A 19,528-nucleotide genomic window follows, 5' to 3' on the forward strand; every position below is an offset into this window, starting at 1 on the left:
CCGCAGGAGTCTACGCGCTTTCCACTCCAATCAACAGGTTTTCAATAACTGATCTGTGACCTGTATCTTTGTCGACAAGCTGAACGGAGAGCTTTATTGCTCTCCGTTCTTTTTGTTAATTCCAAACTTTTCCTTTATTTGTTATTATGGTGACATGAGGATAACAGGAGGAATCTGGATGAGCGAAAAAGAGATGGTCCAACAGCAGTTCGGTAAAAATGCAAGCCATTATGTAACAAGCAAATCCCACGCTAAAGGACTTGATTTAGCTAAAGTTGTAGAAATTCTAAAAGATAACGGGGCTTTTGGGAATCTTCTTGATATAGCCACAGGCGGAGGACATGTAGCGAATGCTCTTGCCCCTTACTTTCAAAAGGTCACTGCATTAGATTTAACTGATGATATGCTTAATGAGGCTGAGCGGTTTATCCGTTCAAACGGTCATGTAAATGTTGATTTCGTTCAGGGGGATGCTGAAAAAACACTTTTCCTGATGAATCTTTTGATGTCGTGACTTGCCGGATTGCGGCCCATCATTTTCCGGCAGTAGACCGTTTCGTAAGCGAGGTTTTTCGGGTATTAAAGTCAGGAGGCCTGTTTGTTCTTGTCGATAATGTCGCGCCTGAGAACAACGAATATGATGAGTTTTATAACACAGTTGAAAAGAAAAGAGATCCAAGCCATTTTAGAGCATATAAAAAATCTGAATGGATTTTAAAAGTTGAAAAAGCTGGTTTATATACGGATTCCATGTTCACTTTTGAAAAGAAATTTCATTATGAGACATGGTGTAAGATGATGGATTTGCCTGAAAAGGGTAAAACTGAAATAAGTACATACATGAAAGCTGCTACCGACTCAATGGTTAAGCATTTTTCAATCGAATTTTCAGGTGATGAGGTTGAGAGTTTCAAAGGACAGAGCATTTTACTAGCTGCGATAAAGAAATAACTTTAAAAGAGGGAAATTAATAAAAAGCGTCGAATTGGTTTTGAAAGGAGTTGATTTAATTGGATAGCGTCATTTTAGTAACCTTTAAGATTAAAGGAATTCCAATTCCTATTAAAATAGCCTCTACTAACGAACCAAGCAGAGAACAGATTTTACAGAAAATCACGGATTTAGCCAAAGGGTATAATCTAATAGGCGAGATTCAATTCAAGAAGCTTCTGAAAGAAAATGGCCATAAAATGTATATTTATGAAATCGGGGACCGGAAATGCATGGTTCTTGTAGAAAGGCTAAAGAAGATTAAGGAATTTGAGGTAATCGGGACTTAAGGATTTACTAAATAGATGGCTGTGTTAATGAATATTGTCAATTTTTCAACATGGTTGATTGGAGCGGAAAGCAGCTAAATTTATAAAAAAACAAACCCAGGAGGAAGTCTCTTGGGTTATTTTTCAGTATCAAAAAAAAGATTTAGACGCCTTTGAATTCTGAATCAAGACAGCATATTGGAAGTAGTTAAGCGTGCCTTCTTTAATTCCCTTATTCATAAAGATAGTGGGGTCTGAATAAGGTGTATGCTCTAATCCATTTTGAACAATGACACACACTTCCATGAGTAAATTGGATAAAATTTCACATGTCAATCTTTACTTATTCAGAATCAATCAAAAGAGTGTTTTCGATTTTTCCTTTTCTATACTTTAATGACCCAATGGAGTTTTTGGTTTCAATTATGTTGTTATCCTCAAATGGAACATACTGAATAATTTCCGTCCATAAATGATTGGAGGTTGTATCGGGTGGCTGCGTTTGCAAAGTCAAATTATATTCGCGGTCACAGGTGCGATGAAGAGTGTGTTTTTTTCGTTTTCTTGCATTGAACCACATGACAGTCTTCATTAACCCACCCCAAATGCCTGTAAAACTTTCGTTAGCAATGGGGCTGCTTATAAATTGGTAAAAGAATAATTTATCGCCATTCTCGTATTGAACTTCAGATATTACTGAAGTTGAGAAGTGAACATCCCCTGAAAGCAAAACACAGTAGCTTGGCTTCCATCTGCTGACCGTGCTTAAAAATTCATTAAACCCTTTTCCGTTGTATTTCCATGAATCAAAATCAAACGTTGTCTGGACTGGAATACCAAGTATTTTAAAGGGGTAAACATATTTGTGAAGGAAGGATTCTATTAATCCCATCCCATAAACCGGTGATGGAGAGACTATATTCAGGGGTGTATTTTTTCTCCAGCCACTTGCCTTAAGTTTCTGAGTGATCTGGTCCCATGCTTCATTGCTGATCAGAAAAGGAGTCCGAGTGGTTTCCTCTATGATGTTCAAAAGCTTAACCGGCTTAGGTTGCGGGTCAAATTCCCGTTGGGTACGGGTATCAAGGAAAACCGTTTTTGGAAAAGTCGGGGCAACAAAGTGCCAGGAATGGAACTCGGATAATAAATGGAGACCTTCTTGATAATCATCGGAGTGAACATCTTTTGCTTCGGTATATTTACGGATGGTTTTCAAAAAAGTTCGATCAAAGCTTTCGGGATCATTCCCCCAGCCCTGAAAAAGCCAGTAAGCAGCCAAGCCATTAGTTACGATATGCTGACCTAAAGGTGAATGGCTGACGGATGCAGTCCAATCCTGCGATATATTCCAGTCATCGGTTATGTCGTGATCATCAAAAATCATATATGTTGGGGTGTTCGCCATTACCCTTCTGGCGGCCGAGACAGAAGGAATAAAATTTCTCAGATGATCCAGCTGCTTTTCATATCTCGATTTCAGTTTTGTGAGTTCTTTCTTTCGCATTTTCTCGTCAGATTCGAATTTAAGATGCAGCATGCCGCGATCGATCACTTGCTGAAAAGGCAGCAGCAGTTCATTTTCCTGTACAAAATGCCAGAGCTCAGGATTCCATACCATTAAATACATTGCGGCAAATTCGTCGAAGCGGATTAAATGATTATCTCTATTTCCAGTCGTGAATTTAGCCAGGTGTTCAATCAGATATTGACGGCCATTAACCTTTTTCAGTCGAGGAGAAAGTGAATCATTTATCAAGGATCCATCCAGAAGAGAAACTTCCTGGTTACCGGACAGGTGTTGGCCGACAGAAGTTAAAATATGGATGAGCGGGTCTGCCACATCATCAGCATATATCTGGTCACCCATTAAAAATAATGCATGAGGGCGTTCAGAAAGATTTTGATACTGCTCGTTCAATAATAGATCAGCAGCTGAAAATGCATCATTCCCATCGCCATGTGGTTTCCGGCATGACCCATATAGAATCCTGTTTGGTTCACGCTGATCTATATAAAAAGCAGGATATTTGAGATTGCCATACACAATCGAATCCGAATGTCCGGGTGTTAGTAAATCAAAGCTTCCTAAGTCGCGATGGAGAACTCCCTTTTTGAATAATAGATTATATCCCAATAGTGTATAAGGAGGGAAAGTTTCCTTCTTAGGCATTATTTTTATAAGTGATACATAGAGCTGTTCTCCAGCCTTGACTGTCGTTGTTTCAAGTTCGATATCAAATGGAAGATATTGAACATGATCAGTGGACTCTGATTCAAGGATGTGAAACAATTCAGCGCCGATTTCTAGTTTTCGGCTCAATGCCATCCATATATATATACAGGAAGGTTCAGCCCTTCGTAAAATAGGGCCGCCCAAAATAGTCGGTAATTTCATGCAGATTGCACCACCTAATATTCTTTACTGCTAATTTATTCAAGCGGTACAAATCTGTGTCCATGTTTGATGGAGGCAAAAAAAGAAGCCAAAAAGGCTTCGCTTAGCTATTTCTTTGTATAGAATCGTGTGTCATCTTTATTTTCTAATACGTTAGCAATCATGGTAGTCGCACTATTTGGTCCTCGAGCATCGAGGCCAGCTTCCCACACCATCATTCCGCCTAGCTTTTGGTCAAGCGCTAATTTGGTTTTCTTTTGGAGTGTGGTCTGCCCATTGTAATGATAAGTAGTTCCATTCATGTTGACCGTATCCCTTTTAACATTTGCGGGATTATTTTGAATAAGTGCTTCATATGAAACCTGCTTTATGGCAGGGTCCTCAGGCTGTGCATAAAGAGGAACACCTAACACGAGCTTATCCCTCGAAAAACCGTGTTGATCAAAAAGATTCGACCAATACGAGACAATATTCGCAGAATAAGAGTATGGAGATAAATTGGCGGCATTGTATTCGCCATCCCACTGGCCGTCATAAGCCATTAAATTGACATGGTCGAAATACTGGAACATTTCCGGGTCGAATACGACAGAATGGATTTCGGTGCCTGTCACGCTATGAACCTTAGCGTTTACTGCAATGGATAGTTCTTTGCCTTTAGGATGAAGCGAAGAACTTAGTTCTTTTGCAAATGCAGATAAGAACTGCGCATCCTCCTGAGATCGCGGATGTTCAAAGTCGATATCAATACCATCGAGATTTTCTCTTTCTGCTAAACTGACTAGCTCATAGACTAGCTTTTTTCTAGAATCAGGATTTGAAATAGCGGCTTTAAAGTAATCATAGGATTCGCCGCCATTAATATGGTACCAGCCGCCTATTGCTAAAATAACCTTAGTATCATGCTGCTTTGCCTTGGCGGTAATCGCCCGCAAGTTTTTAAGAGCGTGGTCACCGTTTAATAGGAGTTTGCCATCGGCTGTTGGATGGGCGAATGAAAATATCACATGAGTAAGATTTTTATAATCTATCTCCTCCGGATTGCGAAAGTCCTGGACATAGCCAAGCAGCACTTTTGGATTGTGAGTTTTTGCCTGTGGAGTAGCTTTAAGTTCTATCTTTTTTACGGATTGAGGAGTATTTTCACTAGTATAACGTACATTTTCATTCCTAGAATTTTGGCTGGAGTACAGTACTCCAGATATAAAACCTCCACCGAAGGTAAGCAATACGACCATAAGGAGCAGGATACGTTTTTTCATATCAGAATCCTCCTGAATTTATTCAACTTTAAAATTGTAACAGAGAAACAGGAGGTTGAGGTGTGGTAATATCAGCCTTTCTACCTGTGCAAACGGAATTTTCTGCAAAGAGGAAGCTGCGGAGAGATTAATAAATTCGTACAAGGGAATAAAATAAGTATTACAAAGGATAGGAGCAAAAGTTATGGAATCTAAAAAAGCAGCTATAGGGAATATGGTAATATCTTATTTTGATAAAGGTGAAGGAAAGCCCATCGTGCTTATTCATGGTTTTGCAGGAAGCAAGCTTTACTGGGGAAAAGTCCTGCCTGATTTATCTGAGAATAACAGGGTTATTGTCATAGACCTTCCGGGGCATGGAAATTCTTCAATGGGACTTGAAAAATATTCGATTGAAGATATGGCAAGAGTGATTAAAGAATTGCTGGACCAATTAGGACTAGAGAAAGTCACGATTTTTGGCCATTCGCTTGGGGGATATATCACACTTGCATTTGCTGATCAATATCCGCAATATTTGAATGGTTTTTCATTAGTACATTCCACGGCCAATCCGGATTCAGATGAAGCTAAGGCAGGCAGAGAAACTAACGCTAAGAAAGTGCTTGAAGAAGGGATGGATTCGTTCATCAATGGACTCTCGCAAAAACTATTCTCACCAGCTAATTCTAAGGTAAATGCACAGGATGTTAAAACTACTGTAGAAATTGGTATGTCCACATCAATTAAGGGTGTAGTAAGCGCATTACTGGCAATGAGGGACAGACCAGACCGAAATGATGTACTTGAAGATTCTGAAGTGCCTGTTCTTTTAGTAGCGGGCGAACAGGATCAAATCATTCCTCCCGATAAGACGTTTACAATTAACAAACCTAACATTCAACAGGTTTTGATAAAAGGCGCTGGCCATATGAGCATGTATGAACAGCCTGCCGAGCTTGTAAGGGCTATGAAGGACTTTTTAGCCAAAATATAATTAATTGTAGCCTGCCCAAATTTGGGTGGGTTTTTTAACGAACCGATTTTTTGATTGCCTATATACACAATGTTAAAATAAGTTCCAGGCACTGCCTGGAAGGGGGTATACGATGATAAATGAAATAATACTAAATGACCGCGTTATCCCAGTAAGTCAGTATAATGAAAGTAATATAAATGGATTAATTCAGATTTCTATAGAGTTCAAGGTGACAAGTGAAGAATATCACGATATTGCCACACTTTTATATGAAGGTGAGTTTGAAGTGAAAGTGCCTGAGGATAACCTGAAGTTCAGGGCAAGAATCGTGGAGTATTCCACCTCTATTACCAACCTTTATGAGAGTGGGCAAGTCGGGATTTACAAACTAATGCTGCTGGAAAAGAAGGAGTAACCGATGAAACTGAGTATACTCGATCAAGTACCTATTTCGGCCAATCAGACGGCAAAAGAAGCATTAGAACAATCTGTAAAATTAGCTCAGGCTGCAGAACAACTGGGATATGAACGTTACTGGATTGCCGAACATCACGATATGCCAGGATTAGCCTGTCCTGCACCTGAAGTAATGCTCAGTTACATTGGAGCGAGCACAAGCCATATCCGAATAGGTTCTGGTGCAGTTTTACTGCCGCATTATAAACCGTATAAAATTGCAGAAGTATACAATATGCTGGCTACGTTGTTTCCAGATCGGATAGATATCGGAATTGGCAGAGCTCCCGGAGGTTCAGCAGAAGTAACAAGCGCATTATCCGATCACTTTCTCCAAAATGTTTGGAACATGCCCGCATCGCGAAAGGATCTGCTTCATTTTATATACGATGATCATCCTGAAGACAGCGAATTTGCAAAAATCAATGCCGCTCCAATACCGGATAAAGCTCCTGTCCCCTGGCTCCTGGGAACCAGTAAGAAAAGTGCATTGCTGGCTGCAGAATATGGGATGGCCTACGCATTCGGATTATTTATGAGCGACAAGGATGCTGCAGAAATTTTAGATTGCTATTATCAAGCATTCAAGCCTGGGAGTAATAGGCATCCGCAAGCAATCCTCACAGTTACAGCATTTTGTGCAGAGTCAACTGAACGCGCTGAAGAAATCGCCATGAGTTCCCTAGTATGGAACATCCAGAGAGGGAAAGGAGAAGGTCACTCGGGAGTACCTTCAATAGAGGATGCAAAACAATATAGACTATCAGAAACTGAAAAAGACGCATTGGAAAAAATGAAGAAAAAAATGATCATTGGTAATCCGGACGAAGTCAAAAATAACCTGCTAGATTTGCAAAAGCGCTATAAAACAGATGAAATTATGATTGTGACAATAACCTATGCACCTGAAGATCGGATTAAATCTTATCAATTGATTGCGAATGGGCTGAAAAATAGAGAAACCATGATTTAGAGGGAGTTCCCTCTTAACAAATCCTTCATTTAAGGTATAATATTATCTGTGAAAGGCTGTAGAAAAGACTATTATTTAGCAATATAGTTATTTAGCTGCAGTCAACTGATATAAGTTGAAAGCGAGTGGGATATATGGGTCGTAAATGGAATAACATCAAGGAGAAAAAAGCATCTAAAGATGCAAATACAAGCCGCGTTTATTCAAAGTTTGCACTTGAAATCTATGTAGCAGCAAGACAGGGTGAACCGAATCCTGAATCAAACCAGGCTTTGAAATTCGTCCTTGAACGGGCAAAGACTTATAATGTACCAAGAGTAATCATTGACCGCGCCATTGAAAAAGCAAAAGGCGGAGGCGAAGAAAGTTACGACGAGCTTCGCTACGAAGGCTTTGGTCCTAGCGGCTCAATGATCATTGTTGATGCTCTTACAAATAACGTGAACCGTACTGCTTCAAATGTACGTGCCGCTTATGGAAAGAACGGCGGAAACATGGGAGTGAGTGGATCTGTATCCTATATGTTTGATCCAACAGCAGTAATCGGCTTTGAAGGCAAAACAGCTGATGAAGTTCTTGAAATTTTGATGGAAGCTGATGTCGATGTTCGCGATATTATCGAAGAAGAAGACACAGTGATTGTATACGGAGAACCTGACCAGTTTCATGCGATCCAGGAAGCGTTAAAGAATGCCGGGATCTCTGACTTTACTGTTGCTGAGCTGACAATGCTCGCTCAAAACGATATCACTCTCGATCCAGAAGCACAGGCACAATTTGAAAAGCTGATTGATGCGTTGGAAGACCTGGAAGATGTGCAGCAGGTATATCATAACGTAGATTTAGGTGAATAAAAGATGAAGCAGCCCCTATGCAAATACGAGGGCTGCTTTTTTGCTTTTCTTTCGTGCTATATGGATAAACTATTAAAAAAATAGAGGGATAGCATGACGAACAAACAGTGATAAGCTGATCAAATCTATTAAGTAACATATTGAATACTAATGTAATATAGTCATTATTAAAAGGTAAAGGAGAGCAAGGGACATGGATATAAGGAAAAAATGGGACAATAAGTATGAAACAAAATTAGCCAATATGAATCCGCCGGTACCAAATGAGAGACTTTTGCATATTGCTCCAAGCCTTCGTGGAGGTACAGCTTTGGATATTGCCTGCGGACTAGGTGGAAATAGTTTTTATCTTGCGGAAAATGGATACAAAGTTACAGCAGTGGATATTTCAGAGGTTGCAATTAACTATGTTAAAGAGCAAGCAGTCAGTAACAGATTACAGATAAAGGCTCTGGCTGCGGACTTGTCAAATCCAGTCAGTACTCTTTTTCGAGAATCGTACGATTTGGCTGTAATCACATACTTTTTAGACAGAGCACTTTTTCCGAAAGTTAAGGGTATGGTGAAAAATAAAGGCTTCTTTTTCATGGAGACCTTCTGTAGAACTACGGAAGGCGGGAATCAAGCAATCTCAGAAAAGTACAAACTAGAATCCAATGAATTGCTTAAAGAATTCATGGATTGGAAGATTCTTTTTTTTGAAGAAAATGAACAGGAAGGCAGGCAGACCATCTTTTGCCAAAAATAAAAACAGGCATATGCCTGTTTTTATTTTTTATTCTTTAACTGCAAATTTCCTTTATTGAACATGGAAGTGAGTTAGAGTGAAAAAAGCATTAACACTGTAATTAAAAACATATAATTAAATTGCGGCATTAAAGGAGGGGAAGCTATGTATAATATTCTGTTGTTTACGGATTCAGGTGTAGATGATTCGTTGGCACTAATGTATGCCCTTTTGCATCCTGAACTGAATGTAGTTGGTGTGGTAACGGGATATGGGAATATAACCAAGAAACAGGCGATTAATAATACTGCAAATTTACTTAAGCTTGCTGGCAGAGAAGACATTCCAATTATTGCTGGATCAACAGGTCCCCTGTCTGGAGAACTTGCTACGTTTTATCCTGAAATTCACGGCCCAGAAGGACTTGGTCCAATCCGGCCACCTGAAGATTTAGGGGAAGTAAAGGTATTTGATATTAACAAAATTCTTGAGCTTGTGAAACAATACGCCAATAATCTGGTTATCGTTGGAGTAGGGAGGCAGACAGATCTTGCAATCCCGTTAATTCTCTACGGTCGGGAAGCTTTTGAAAGTGTCAATGCCATCTACATTATGGGTGGAGCATTCCTTGTACCAGGAAATGTCACTGCTGAAGCCGAGGCAAACTTTTACGCTGATCCTATTGCAGCGAATCAAGTGCTTGAAAAGGCGAGGAATGTGTTTTTGCATCCATTGAATATTACCAATAAAGCCATTATCCCTCCAGAAGTAATCGATTATCTAGCCGAGAACAGCCGTTCGCCATTTAAGGATCTGATTAAACCAGTGTATGACTATTATTTTGAAGCATACAAAAAAAATGTCCCAGGCATTCCAGGAGCACCTCTCCATGATGTAATAACGTTAAGTGCACTTGTAAATCCGGATCTAGTAAAATATTTGCCGCGGAGAGTAACAATTGAACTTTTCGGAGGAGCAAGAGGCAAAAGCATTGCTGATTTTCGGCCCAAACCTGATCCTGAGCCGGAAGCAACACTCGACTGGATTGGTATGGAAGCGAATATTCCTGCATTCATAGAGGATTTCACTCGTGTTTTTATGGATAGCTCTAAAGAAAAATAAATAAACGTATCCTGCGATATAAGAGATGAATGATGAAAGCCCAGCATGGCTGGGCTAATTTTATATTATATATTCTGTTTTATTTCAGCTGTCTTTTTCCGGCTGCCAACAGAATAGATCATAATTATTATACTTGTAGTAATTAATGTTCCGTGGAAGAACCACACCATTTTAGGAAGTGATAAAGCTTTCAGTAAAATAGGGGCAACCACAAATCCGAGAGCAAATCCCAATGATTTTAACAACATTCCAACACCAAAAATTCTTCCCCTGATATGATTATCCGTTTTTTGCAAAATGGTAGCATGCAATGTGGTAAAGCATGCATCAAAAACACCAGTAAAGAAGGCAAAGGGTAAAACAATCCAAAGGTTTACATTGGACAGGAAAGTGATAAAGCCTGCTGACATAAGCATTGCAGAGATAAAGAATGTAAAATAGAGACGCTTTCCTTGCATTACCCTTAACTTTGGCAAAAGGATCGTTGCCAGCACTGAACCGATACCCCATACACCCCATATTAAGCCATAATAAAAGCTTTGATTATCTGTATTGATATTTTCTGCCAATAGCGGAATCCCTAAATTATGTGAAGCACCAGCGAACGCACCTACAAGGAAAACAATATTAACCATAAGAAGCATTGGTGCAAGCATGATAAATGAATGAACTTCTTTTAAATCCCTGACAAAGGTATACAATTTCTCTTTAAACCCATTGGCTATGGCAATTTTCTCTACAGGGACTGTCGTTTTCCACTTCATTTTTAATAAAACAACAGCAGATATTATGTAGGTAGCGGCGTCAATCAGTAAGGTAACCTGATATCCGAGGAAATCAGTTATTACCCCGGCACTTATAAAACCAAAAACTAAACTGATCGAGGTTAACCGCGAGATTAAGGCATTCGTTTCAAGTACCTTATCCTGACCGAAGATTTGGGGGATTTCTGCACTGTAGCTGACTGCAAAAAAGCTGCTAGTCAATCCGATTAAAAAACAGACAATCAAGATCATAATTGGATTTGGAAAAGGAATCAAACACAGGATAATTACTGCACGGAATACGTCGGTCCAAATCATTATTTTCCTGCGGTCAAAGCTGTCGGCAAGTACCCCGGAAAATAAACTAGATATTACGCCGCCTAATGTACGAACCGCCATAGTGGCCGCCAGCCAGGTTGCGCTTCCAGTAGCTGCATACATTAAAACATTGATTGCAATCAAATCCATAAATGTTCCTAAATCGGAAAAAGCTTTTACATAAAGAAAAATTTTGCGATTTATAATGTCTCCTTTAACCTTGAAGTAAAAATGCAGTCTGTTTTATTTTAATGATTTTGAATATACTTCGCAATACGAAATTTTTAAAAATAAAATTATTCATGTTGGGAGCACTAAGCTACTTTTTAGTCGGTATATTTATATGATTTTGTTAATAAGAATTGAGCGAATGAATTTCTTTATAGGGGGACTTGGGGATGAATGGAGATGAAACCTTACTACATCCAGATACGGGTGTTACATCAGTAATGTTTGTTGAGCGATCGTTAAATGAAATTCGTTTTTGGTCAAGGATCATGAAAGAACATTCCTTATTTCTTCGGTTAGGCTTTAGAGCAGAGGATACTCAACTTATCCAAGAGGCTAATCAGTTTTACCGTTTGTTTGAAAACATTGAACAGACAGCTCATTCTTTTACAAATCAAACAGATCCTGAACAAATAAGGAGGTTTAATTCAGAAGTACAGCAGGCTGCAACCAGCATTTTTGCCTTTAAACGAAAAGTACTTGGATTAATTTTAACCTGTAAATTGCCAGGGGCAAATAATTTTCCGTTGTTAGTTGATCACACAAGCAGGGAAGCTAATTATTTTAGAAAACGATTAATTGAATTAAACGAAGGCAAACTCAAACCGCTTCCTGATGCCATTATTAAAGAAAATGTTTTCTTCTTAAGGATTATGGCCGACCATGCAAAATTTATTGGTCACCTGCTGGATCCGTCCGAAAGAAAACTAATTGACATAGCCCGAGATTTCAGTAACGATTTTGATCAGCTGATGTATCAAGCAAGAGACTTAGAATCGATGAAACCGCAATCACAAACAGTTCCATTATTAGATCAGTTTCTGGACCAAAATCGTGTGTCAGTTTCCTCTCTGCGAGATTTCAAGAAAACGGCACGTGATTTAATTGAGCAGTGCAAAATAAAGAGTATTATTCATCCGCTATTGGCTGACCATGTGTTCCGTGAAGCTGATAGGTTCCTAGAAATAATTGATATGTTTGATGCGCACCTTACAGGTGGAAACCCACAAACACAATAGCAGAAGATAAAGTTAATTTGGCGCTTAACATATCTATTATTAAAAAACAGGCCAATTTAAACCGCCTTACAAATGTATATAAAATCATTTGGCGTGCTTGAAAACCTCAAAGTTAAAGGGATGTTTAAATATAGAAAAGGAATCAAAAAAAGACCATTCGAATAAATGAATGGTCTTTTTAATGAAATAGGGATGTATTAGACAACAATCTAAATAATTCACTACTGGTTATTTGTCGAAGAGTTTCTTCTATAAGAAAACAAAGAAGTCCAAGGATAGAGTAATTCCTTTTTGATGAGGGGAAGGTAACTAAAGACAATAAAAAGCATTTCTATTTTATTTTTTCCTAGTTTACATAACATAAATTCTAGGAAGTTCTATAATGGTTTATACAAATCATCTCAATTACTAAGTATACTTAAGTTAGTGAGATGGAATTTAATTTTCTAATGAAATGTTGAATTTTATTTAAGCATTTTATTTTTGCATATTGTTGTCACTAAAATTTTATATTTAATTTCTTAATAGTTAATCATCATATTTAAAATTCATTCGTTTTGGAAATGAAATTTTCTTTCATTCTATATCATATTTCAATTGTTTTTATCTGATATCTATTAACTGTCTGATTTCTTGTTGCTTGTGTAAAAACCTTCGAAATTGTCAATTAATGCATTCCAGTTTGATTCAGTATCTTTAAGTGGTGTATCTTTAATTTATTTTTTATTATTTTAGTTTACATAATATTATTATGTAAATCCTTACTCCTTCATTTTATTTTTTCTTAGATTGTTTTATTTTTGATCATAAAGTAAGTTATTATTCGAACCCTTATTAAACTGTACTAGAGGTTAGAAGTGTAATAGTTATTGCAGGAGAGGTTTCTGCCTCTTCCTCCCTCTCAAGTCTTGGTTTTACAACAAAAAACACAGGTTAAACCTGTGTTTTGTCGACCCTTTTTCTCTCGGCTATATTTAAGTACTTCCTTGGCGTTCCGTAATATGCTAATTCACTGTATTCCGGGTAGACAGATGCAAATTGGACATAAATTGGGGCGTCAAGCAGCCATGGATAATATGTGTAAAAGCTTCTGTCTCCATAATGTATACCTGTTAAGGCTAGATCCATTTCTTTTTTAAAGATCATATATCGAATCCTGGACATATTTTTATCAAATTCCCCGTTGCTGATATAGGCCTTACCGTACAGCAAGTATTCACCATTAACCGTAATCCAATCGGCCATAACTTCATCGCGCATTTTATAGTTAATGGCTTGGTAATCGTATCTGTTCCCGATGCTTAAATATAGTTCACCGGTCATATCAGAATGTGTTAATGTATATTTCCTGCTGTCAACAGGTTCAAAAGCTGTGGCTGGTGGAATATACTTTACACTCAACTTTTCAGGGTTGAATTTGCTCATGATCCAAGGCTCCTTTCAAAAAAGAATCCTTTTTTTCATAGCCTATGCAAAATGCGCCCAATACGTTACAAATGCCTAGTTTAGGGAGTTTTTAAGCTTTTAACTTTTGTATTGATTAAATTCCACTTGCCTTTTTCATAAAACCATGTCGATTCCACTTCCGCGACGCCATCCGCATTGTAAGCTCCGTTGACTCGCTGACTGCCAGCTAAACCATAAAGAGTTTCTTTTACCTTTACTGGTTTTAATAGCCCATAAGGAAGGACCATTAATTCAGTTGGTTCATTCAATTTGCCGTCCTGGTAAAGTCCAAGTCGTTCGTATTCCTCTTTCCTGTTACTTAAGTCAAAGCTGTACGATTGGCCAGTTTCTTCAATCGTGAGGGATGCTTTATAGCCGTCTAAGAACTGGCTATTGATTGTTAATGGTTCAGGGACTGTAATGTCGGTTACTTTAAAATCTTTCAGTGTGTATAAAAAGAAATTCGATAGTCCTCCACTGCCTCCAGTTGGAATGCTGACAAAGATGTCTTTAACTCCATCATGGTTCAAATCTTGGTAAGTGGTTAAAGGATCGTACCCGCCTTCTAATTCAATTTTGTATGTTTTCCCGTTCGATGCCTTGATCTTAAGGTAGATTCTTTTTAGGAACTGTGCCCCCTCTTCAAAAGGCACACCTTTTACATAAATTGTATCCTTTTTTTTATCCCCGGTAACGTCCACTTTCTCTTCTGATACAGTAACTGTCTTATCGTGAGACTCTCCAGCGTATACTCCTGTCAGTGCTGTTAATGACATGCAAAAGAAAGCAATAAATGTCAACAGTAGCTCCTTCTTCATGAGCATCCCTCCAAAATATATAATGTTAAGTTGCCCATTAATGGTAAAAAAATGCATAAAAACCCTCTGAAAATATAAGAGGGTTTCAATTCATATTACCGCTATATCAGCGGGAAGCAAAGCTGTCACTGTACACTAAATATCAAACAAAAAGACACAGGATTAACCTGTGTCTTAAAGATGAATTATTATTGATTATCTGTTGGTAGTTCACTTTCGACTTTCCAGAGTTCATTTAGCTTTCCAGTTTCGCTTTCATCTACAAGGAATGAACCGTTCGTATAGCGGTCATTGAATCGAAGTTCTCTGGCTTTTACGGATACAGTCTGCTGTTTCTCAGTCTGGAAGAAAATTTCATCCTGATCGCGGACAACTTCTACACCGACAATTCGGTGAGGATTCGATTTCAATTCTCTTAACATGACCACTCCGCGTTTTGCACGAGAGCTTTTTTCAAATTCAGAGAGTTTCATCTTTTTCACTGCACCACGCTGTGTAGCAACTACGATGGACTGGGTGTTATCATCAATTACTTTACCGCCAACAACATAGTCGTCATCCTTGAGATTCATACCCTTAACTCCTGCAGCTCTTACACCGATTGGGCTGACTTCCTCTTCATTGAACCAAAGTGCATAACCAAGATTTGTAGACAGGAATAAATCCTTAGTTCCATCCGTGATGTGTACATCGACAACTCGGTCATCACCTTTTACGTTGATCGCAGTTAAAGGCTTCGAGTAGCGTTGTGCTTTATACTGGATTAACTCAGATTTCTTAACCATGCCTTTCCTTGTTATAAACACAAGGAATAGATTTTGGTCAAAGTCACTGATTGGCATTGCTTTGATGATTTCTTCATCCCTGTCAATCGGAACAATATTGGCCACGTGCTGGCCGAGATCCTTCCATCGGATATCAGGAAGTTCATGAACTGGCAAATATAGGTAGCTACCCTTATTTGTAAATAACAGGAGCACTTCCTTTGTATTCATGTTCAGCTGCGACAATAACCTGTCTGTGTCCTTCATTGCAAAATCCATGCCATTTGATGCCGCATAGGAACGCTGGCTTGTTCGTTTAACATACCCATCCTTGGTTACTGTTACGATTACATCCTCGCTGGCAATCAGGACTTCAAGGTTGATTTTAAGTTCTTCGATTTCCGCTTCTATTTTTGTGCGGCGATCATCTGCGAACCGTTTTTTGACATCTTTTAATTCTTTTTTGATGACAGCAAGAAGCTTCTTTTCACTGTCAAGAATAGCAGTAAGCTCTTCTACTTTCTTGGCAAGTTCCTCAGCTTCAGCCTGAAGTGCTGTTATGTCCGTATTCGTTAATCGATATAGTTGCAAGGAAACAATCGCCTCAGCCTGAACTTCAGTAAAAGCGAATTTTTTGATTAAGTTATCCTTAGCATCACGCTTATCCTTAGAAGCACGGATTGTAGCAATTACTTCATCGAGGATTGAGAGAGCCTTCATAAGGCCTTCCACGATATGCTGCCGCTCTTTTGCCTTTTGAAGGTCGTACTGTGAACGCTTCGTCACGACATCCTTTTGATGATCGATATACGCATCAAGGAGTTCAGCAAGACCCATTAAGACAGGTCGTTTTTTGTTAATTGCGACCATGTTGAAATTGTAAGTGATTTGTAAATCGCTGTTCTTGTATAGGTAGTTCAAGACTCCATTAGCATCTGCTTCTTTTTTAAGCTCGATGACAACACGAAGGCCGGTGCGGTCTGTCTCATCACGCACCTCTGAAATACCCTCGACTTTACGGTCTAGACGAAATTCATCCATTCTTTTGACAAGGTTGGCTTTATTGATTTCATAAGGAATTTCAGTAATAACGATTTGCTGCTTCCCGCCTCTGACTTCTTCGATTTCAGCCTTGCCGCGCACGATGACTTTCCCTTTGCCAGTCTGGTATGCCTTCTTGATTCCCTCAACACCCTGAATGATTCCGCCAGTGGGAAAATCAGGCCCTTTAATAACCTGCATGAGGTCATCGATCGTGCATGCTGGGTTATCCATTCGCATGAACACTCCATCGATTACCTCTGCAAGATTATGAGGTGGTATATCGGTTGCATAACCAGCAGAAATACCTGTTGAACCATTAACAAGAAGGTTCGGGAACATGGCAGGGAGTACTGTAGGTTCATTTGAAGTATCGTCGAAGTTTGGAATGAATTCCACTGTACGCTTATCAATGTCCCTTAATAATTCGCCAGCAATTGCGGATAATCTTGCCTCTGTATAACGCATCGCGGCTGGAGGATCACCGTCGATGCTTCCGTTATTTCCATGCATTTCAACTAAATAATTGCGTACTTTCCAGTCCTGGCTCATTCGCACCATTGCGTCATAAACTGAGGTATCACCATGAGGATGGTAATTGCCGATTACGTTACCGACGGTCTTTGCGGATTTTCTGAACCCTTTTTCACTCGTGTTGCCTTCAACGTGCATGGCATACAATATCCTGCGCTGAACAGGCTTTAATCCATCCCTGGCGTCAGGAAGTGCACGCTCTTGGATTATATATTTACTGTAACGGCCAAAACGGTCGCCTAATACATCTTCTAAAGGAAGGTCACGGAATTTTTCTACTGAACTCATTCGCCAGCAACCTCCTCTGCAACTGAAATATTTTCATTCTCAAGTATATTGCCGTCTTCTTCAAGGCCGAATGCGACATTGGATTCAATCCATTTTCTACGGGGTTCAACCTTGTCACCCATCAGAGTTGTTATTCTCCGTTCAGCGCGTGCAACATCATCGATTCGCACGCGAATCAATGTGCGAGATTCTGGATCCATCGTTGTTTCCCACAGCTGGTCGGCATTCATTTCACCAAGTCCTTTATAGCGCTGGATCATGTAGCCTTTACCGACTTTTTTCATTGCGCCCTTAAGCTCATCATCGCTCCATGCGTACTCTATGATCTCTTTTTTGCCAGTACCTCTGCTTACCTTGTATAGCGGAGGCAGGGCGATGAAAACTTTTCCAGCCTCAATAAGCGGCTTCATATATCGGTAAAAGAATGTCAAAAGCAGAACCTGAATATGGGCTCCATCTGTATCAGCATCAGTCATGATGATGATTTTATCGTAATTGATATCATCCACATTAAAGTCGGTACCTACTCCGCCACCAATGGCATGAATGATTGTATTGATTTCCTCGTTCTTGAAGATATCCTGCAGCTTTGCCTTTTCAGTATTTATAACCTTGCCTCGCAAAGGCAGTACTGCCTGGAACTTTCTATCCCGTCCCTGCTTGGCTGAACCGCCTGCAGAGTCTCCCTCTACAAGATAAAGTTCATTTTTAGCTGGATTTTTAGACTGGGCAGGTGTCAGTTTTCCAGAAAGCATTGCGTCCGAGCGTTTCTTTTTCTTACCGCTTCGTGCATCCTCCCGCGCTTTCCGAGCTGCCTCGCGTGCCTGGAAGGCTTTGATTGACTTGCGGATCAGCAAAGTACTGATATCAGGATTCTCCTCAAGAAAATATAAAAGGTGTTCGGAAACCACAGAGTCTACTGCAGATCTGGCTTCACTCGTACCTAGCTTTCCTTTCGTCTGGCCCTCAAACTGAAGGAGCTCTTCAGGAATGCGAACTGAAACAATCCCGGCCAAACCTTCACGTATATCCGCGCCCTCTAGGTTTTTATCCTTTTCCTTTAGAAGTCCGACTTTGCGGGCATACTCGTTGAATACCCTTGTCATTGCCGTCTTTGCACCTGCTTCGTGAGTACCGCCATCCTTCGTCCTGACATTATTGACAAACGAAAGAACATTTTCGGAGTATCCATCGTTAAATTGGAATGCAAACTCAACTTCAATCTTGCTGAATTCGCCTTCGAAGCTGACGACTGGATGAAGAACATCCTTCTCTTCATTCAAGTATTCAACAAATGCCTGGATTCCTGTTTCATAGTGGAAAACATCCTTGGCATCATGACGTTCATCTATAATTTCTATTTTTAAACCTTTCAGTAAGAACGCTGATTCACGAAGACGCTCACATAAAGTGTCGTAGTTATATGTCAGTGTCGAAAAGATTTCTGGATCTGGCTTAAAGTGAATCGTTGTACCAGTCTGGTTTGTCTTTCCAATTTTTTCAAGAGTGGTTACTGGTTTTCCGCCATTCTCAAACCGCTGTTCATAAACAAATCCATCACGTTTAATGGTGACAACGAGCCATTCTGAAAGTGCGTTTACGACGGATGCACCTACACCGTGCAAGCCGCCGCTCGTTTTATATCCGCCTTGTCCAAATTTTCCGCCCGCATGCAATACTGTAAGAATGACTTCCGGTGTCGGTTTGCCAAGCTTATGCATCCCTGTGGGCATTCCGCGGCCTTTATCCTGCACGCTAATAGAATTATCTTTATGGATTTTAACGATAATTTGATTTCCGAAGCCGCCAAGTGCTTCGTCAACAGAGTTATCAACTATTTCATAAACGAGATGGTGAAGCCCCCGTGTATCTGTGCTTCCAATATACATACCAGGTCTTTTCCGGACGGCTTCCAAGCCTTCTAGCACCTGTATGGCATCATCATTATAATCAAAAGCTTGCTGATTTCTTGCCACAAACATACCCCTTTCATTTCTTGCAAACAACATTGACGGTTTTTATGTATAGTGTCAATGATTTAATTAAGTATTCGTCTTTGTAGATAGTAAAGTGTTAAAAAGTACTCAAGTCCACCTATAAGAACACTCGTTCTCTATATTTATTTTACCATAAGAATGGCGTCTATGCTTAATTGTAGCGATTAATTAGGATTTGGCAAACGGATTTAAAGAATTAAATGGAATTTTGTCATAAAAAATCGATTAAATGGACACTGGTAAATGAATTCTTCGGCACCTCTTCATAAACTTTGTGGTTACAGCACAATCTATTCGATAACATT

At 39.4% G+C, this 19,528-nt stretch carries 15 protein-coding genes and 1 pseudogene; 9 read left to right on the forward strand and 7 right to left on the reverse strand.

Annotation, left to right across the window (positions count from 1 at the left end):
• Positions 1 to 178: 178 nt before the first annotated feature.
• Positions 179 to 971: pseudogene (locus V7654_RS13015) on the forward strand (class I SAM-dependent methyltransferase).
• Between the two features lie 39 nt (positions 972 to 1,010).
• Positions 1,011 to 1,280 carry a hypothetical protein gene (locus V7654_RS13020; protein WP_335430793.1) on the forward strand — a complete coding sequence of 90 codons (270 nt, stop codon included), beginning with the start codon at positions 1,011 to 1,013 and terminating at the stop codon, positions 1,278 to 1,280.
• A 322-nt stretch (positions 1,281 to 1,602) separates the two neighbouring features.
• Here the strand turns inward: V7654_RS13020 and V7654_RS13025 are convergent, their stop codons facing one another.
• On the reverse strand, positions 1,603 to 3,585 hold the full coding sequence (locus tag V7654_RS13025) for a hypothetical protein (RefSeq protein WP_335430795.1): 1,983 nt from the start codon (positions 3,583 to 3,585) through the stop codon (positions 1,603 to 1,605).
• Between the two features lie 176 nt (positions 3,586 to 3,761).
• Positions 3,762 to 4,916: a glycoside hydrolase family 18 protein gene (locus tag V7654_RS13030; protein WP_335430796.1), complete on the reverse strand. Its 1,155-nt coding sequence runs from the start codon at positions 4,914 to 4,916 to the stop codon at positions 3,762 to 3,764.
• Between the two features lie 184 nt (positions 4,917 to 5,100).
• On the opposite strand from V7654_RS13030, the gene V7654_RS13035 reads away from it, so the two are divergent.
• The 6 genes from V7654_RS13035 to V7654_RS13060 all read left to right on the forward strand — a co-directional run bounded on the left by V7654_RS13035 (position 5,101) and on the right by V7654_RS13060 (position 10,006).
• Positions 5,101 to 5,892 (forward strand): alpha/beta fold hydrolase, encoded by a 792-nt coding sequence (locus tag V7654_RS13035; protein WP_335430797.1) that lies wholly within the window; start codon positions 5,101 to 5,103, stop codon positions 5,890 to 5,892.
• Between the two features lie 112 nt (positions 5,893 to 6,004).
• The gene (locus V7654_RS13040) at positions 6,005 to 6,289 is read left to right on the forward strand and encodes a DUF3219 family protein (protein WP_335430798.1); all 285 of its coding nucleotides are present in this window, start codon (positions 6,005 to 6,007) and stop codon (positions 6,287 to 6,289) included.
• Positions 6,290 to 6,292: 3 nt separating this feature from the next.
• The gene (locus V7654_RS13045; RefSeq protein ID WP_335430800.1) at positions 6,293 to 7,303 is read left to right on the forward strand and encodes an LLM class flavin-dependent oxidoreductase; all 1,011 of its coding nucleotides are present in this window, start codon (positions 6,293 to 6,295) and stop codon (positions 7,301 to 7,303) included.
• Between the two features lie 134 nt (positions 7,304 to 7,437).
• The gene (locus V7654_RS13050) at positions 7,438 to 8,157 is read left to right on the forward strand and encodes a YebC/PmpR family DNA-binding transcriptional regulator (protein WP_335430801.1); all 720 of its coding nucleotides are present in this window, start codon (positions 7,438 to 7,440) and stop codon (positions 8,155 to 8,157) included.
• Between the two features lie 193 nt (positions 8,158 to 8,350).
• Positions 8,351 to 8,905 carry a class I SAM-dependent methyltransferase gene (locus tag V7654_RS13055; RefSeq protein WP_335430802.1) on the forward strand — a complete coding sequence of 185 codons (555 nt, stop codon included), beginning with the start codon at positions 8,351 to 8,353 and terminating at the stop codon, positions 8,903 to 8,905.
• A gap of 144 nt (positions 8,906 to 9,049) precedes the next feature.
• Positions 9,050 to 10,006, forward strand: a complete 957-nt coding sequence (locus tag V7654_RS13060) for a nucleoside hydrolase (protein WP_335430803.1) — start codon at positions 9,050 to 9,052, stop codon at positions 10,004 to 10,006.
• 65 nt (positions 10,007 to 10,071) lie between these two features.
• On the opposite strand, the gene V7654_RS13065 is transcribed toward V7654_RS13060, so the two are convergent.
• Positions 10,072 to 11,325 (reverse strand): MFS transporter, encoded by a 1,254-nt coding sequence (locus V7654_RS13065; RefSeq protein ID WP_335430905.1) that lies wholly within the window; start codon positions 11,323 to 11,325, stop codon positions 10,072 to 10,074.
• Between the two features lie 161 nt (positions 11,326 to 11,486).
• Between V7654_RS13065 and V7654_RS13070 the strand changes: the two genes are divergently transcribed.
• Complete coding sequence (locus tag V7654_RS13070) at positions 11,487 to 12,335, forward strand: DUF2935 domain-containing protein (RefSeq protein WP_335430804.1); 849 nt, start codon at positions 11,487 to 11,489, stop codon at positions 12,333 to 12,335.
• Positions 12,336 to 13,268: 933 nt separating this feature from the next.
• Here the strand turns inward: V7654_RS13070 and V7654_RS13075 are convergent.
• The 4 genes from V7654_RS13075 to parE all read right to left on the reverse strand — a co-directional run bounded on the left by V7654_RS13075 (position 13,269) and on the right by parE (position 19,202).
• On the reverse strand, positions 13,269 to 13,760 hold the full coding sequence (locus V7654_RS13075) for a staygreen family protein (protein WP_335430805.1): 492 nt from the start codon (positions 13,758 to 13,760) through the stop codon (positions 13,269 to 13,271).
• Positions 13,761 to 13,840: 80 nt separating this feature from the next.
• On the reverse strand, positions 13,841 to 14,599 hold the full coding sequence (locus V7654_RS13080; RefSeq protein ID WP_335430807.1) for a hypothetical protein: 759 nt from the start codon (positions 14,597 to 14,599) through the stop codon (positions 13,841 to 13,843).
• A gap of 188 nt (positions 14,600 to 14,787) precedes the next feature.
• Positions 14,788 to 17,226 (reverse strand): DNA topoisomerase IV subunit A, encoded by a 2,439-nt coding sequence (gene parC, locus V7654_RS13085; RefSeq protein WP_335430808.1) that lies wholly within the window; start codon positions 17,224 to 17,226, stop codon positions 14,788 to 14,790.
• Positions 17,223 to 19,202, reverse strand: a complete 1,980-nt coding sequence (gene parE, locus V7654_RS13090; RefSeq protein WP_335430809.1) for a DNA topoisomerase IV subunit B — start codon at positions 19,200 to 19,202, stop codon at positions 17,223 to 17,225. The genes parC and parE overlap by 4 nt, the downstream gene beginning before the upstream one ends.
• Positions 19,203 to 19,528: the final 326 nt, after the last annotated feature.

It is taken from the genome of Bacillus sp. JJ1609 (genome assembly GCF_036967045.1).
Taxonomy (GTDB): Bacteria; Bacillota; Bacilli; order Bacillales; family Cytobacillaceae; genus Mesobacillus.

Coding starts and splice junctions, on each gene's coding strand:
- V7654_RS13080 (WP_335430807.1), bottom strand. CDS start 14,599: ATGAAGAAGGAGCTACTGTTGACATTTATTGCTTTCTTTTGCATGTCA.
- V7654_RS13040 (WP_335430798.1), top strand. CDS start 6,005: ATGATAAATGAAATAATACTAAATGACCGCGTTATCCCAGTAAGTCAG.
- parC (WP_335430808.1), bottom strand. CDS start 17,226: ATGAGTTCAGTAGAAAAATTCCGTGACCTTCCTTTAGAAGATGTATTA.
- V7654_RS13035 (WP_335430797.1), top strand. CDS start 5,101: ATGGAATCTAAAAAAGCAGCTATAGGGAATATGGTAATATCTTATTTT.
- V7654_RS13050 (WP_335430801.1), top strand. CDS start 7,438: ATGGGTCGTAAATGGAATAACATCAAGGAGAAAAAAGCATCTAAAGAT.
- V7654_RS13070 (WP_335430804.1), top strand. CDS start 11,487: ATGAATGGAGATGAAACCTTACTACATCCAGATACGGGTGTTACATCA.
- V7654_RS13060 (WP_335430803.1), top strand. CDS start 9,050: ATGTATAATATTCTGTTGTTTACGGATTCAGGTGTAGATGATTCGTTG.
- V7654_RS13045 (WP_335430800.1), top strand. CDS start 6,293: ATGAAACTGAGTATACTCGATCAAGTACCTATTTCGGCCAATCAGACG.
- V7654_RS13025 (WP_335430795.1), bottom strand. CDS start 3,585: ATGGCATTGAGCCGAAAACTAGAAATCGGCGCTGAATTGTTTCACATC.
- V7654_RS13075 (WP_335430805.1), bottom strand. CDS start 13,760: ATGAGCAAATTCAACCCTGAAAAGTTGAGTGTAAAGTATATTCCACCA.
- V7654_RS13030 (WP_335430796.1), bottom strand. CDS start 4,916: ATGAAAAAACGTATCCTGCTCCTTATGGTCGTATTGCTTACCTTCGGT.
- V7654_RS13055 (WP_335430802.1), top strand. CDS start 8,351: ATGGATATAAGGAAAAAATGGGACAATAAGTATGAAACAAAATTAGCC.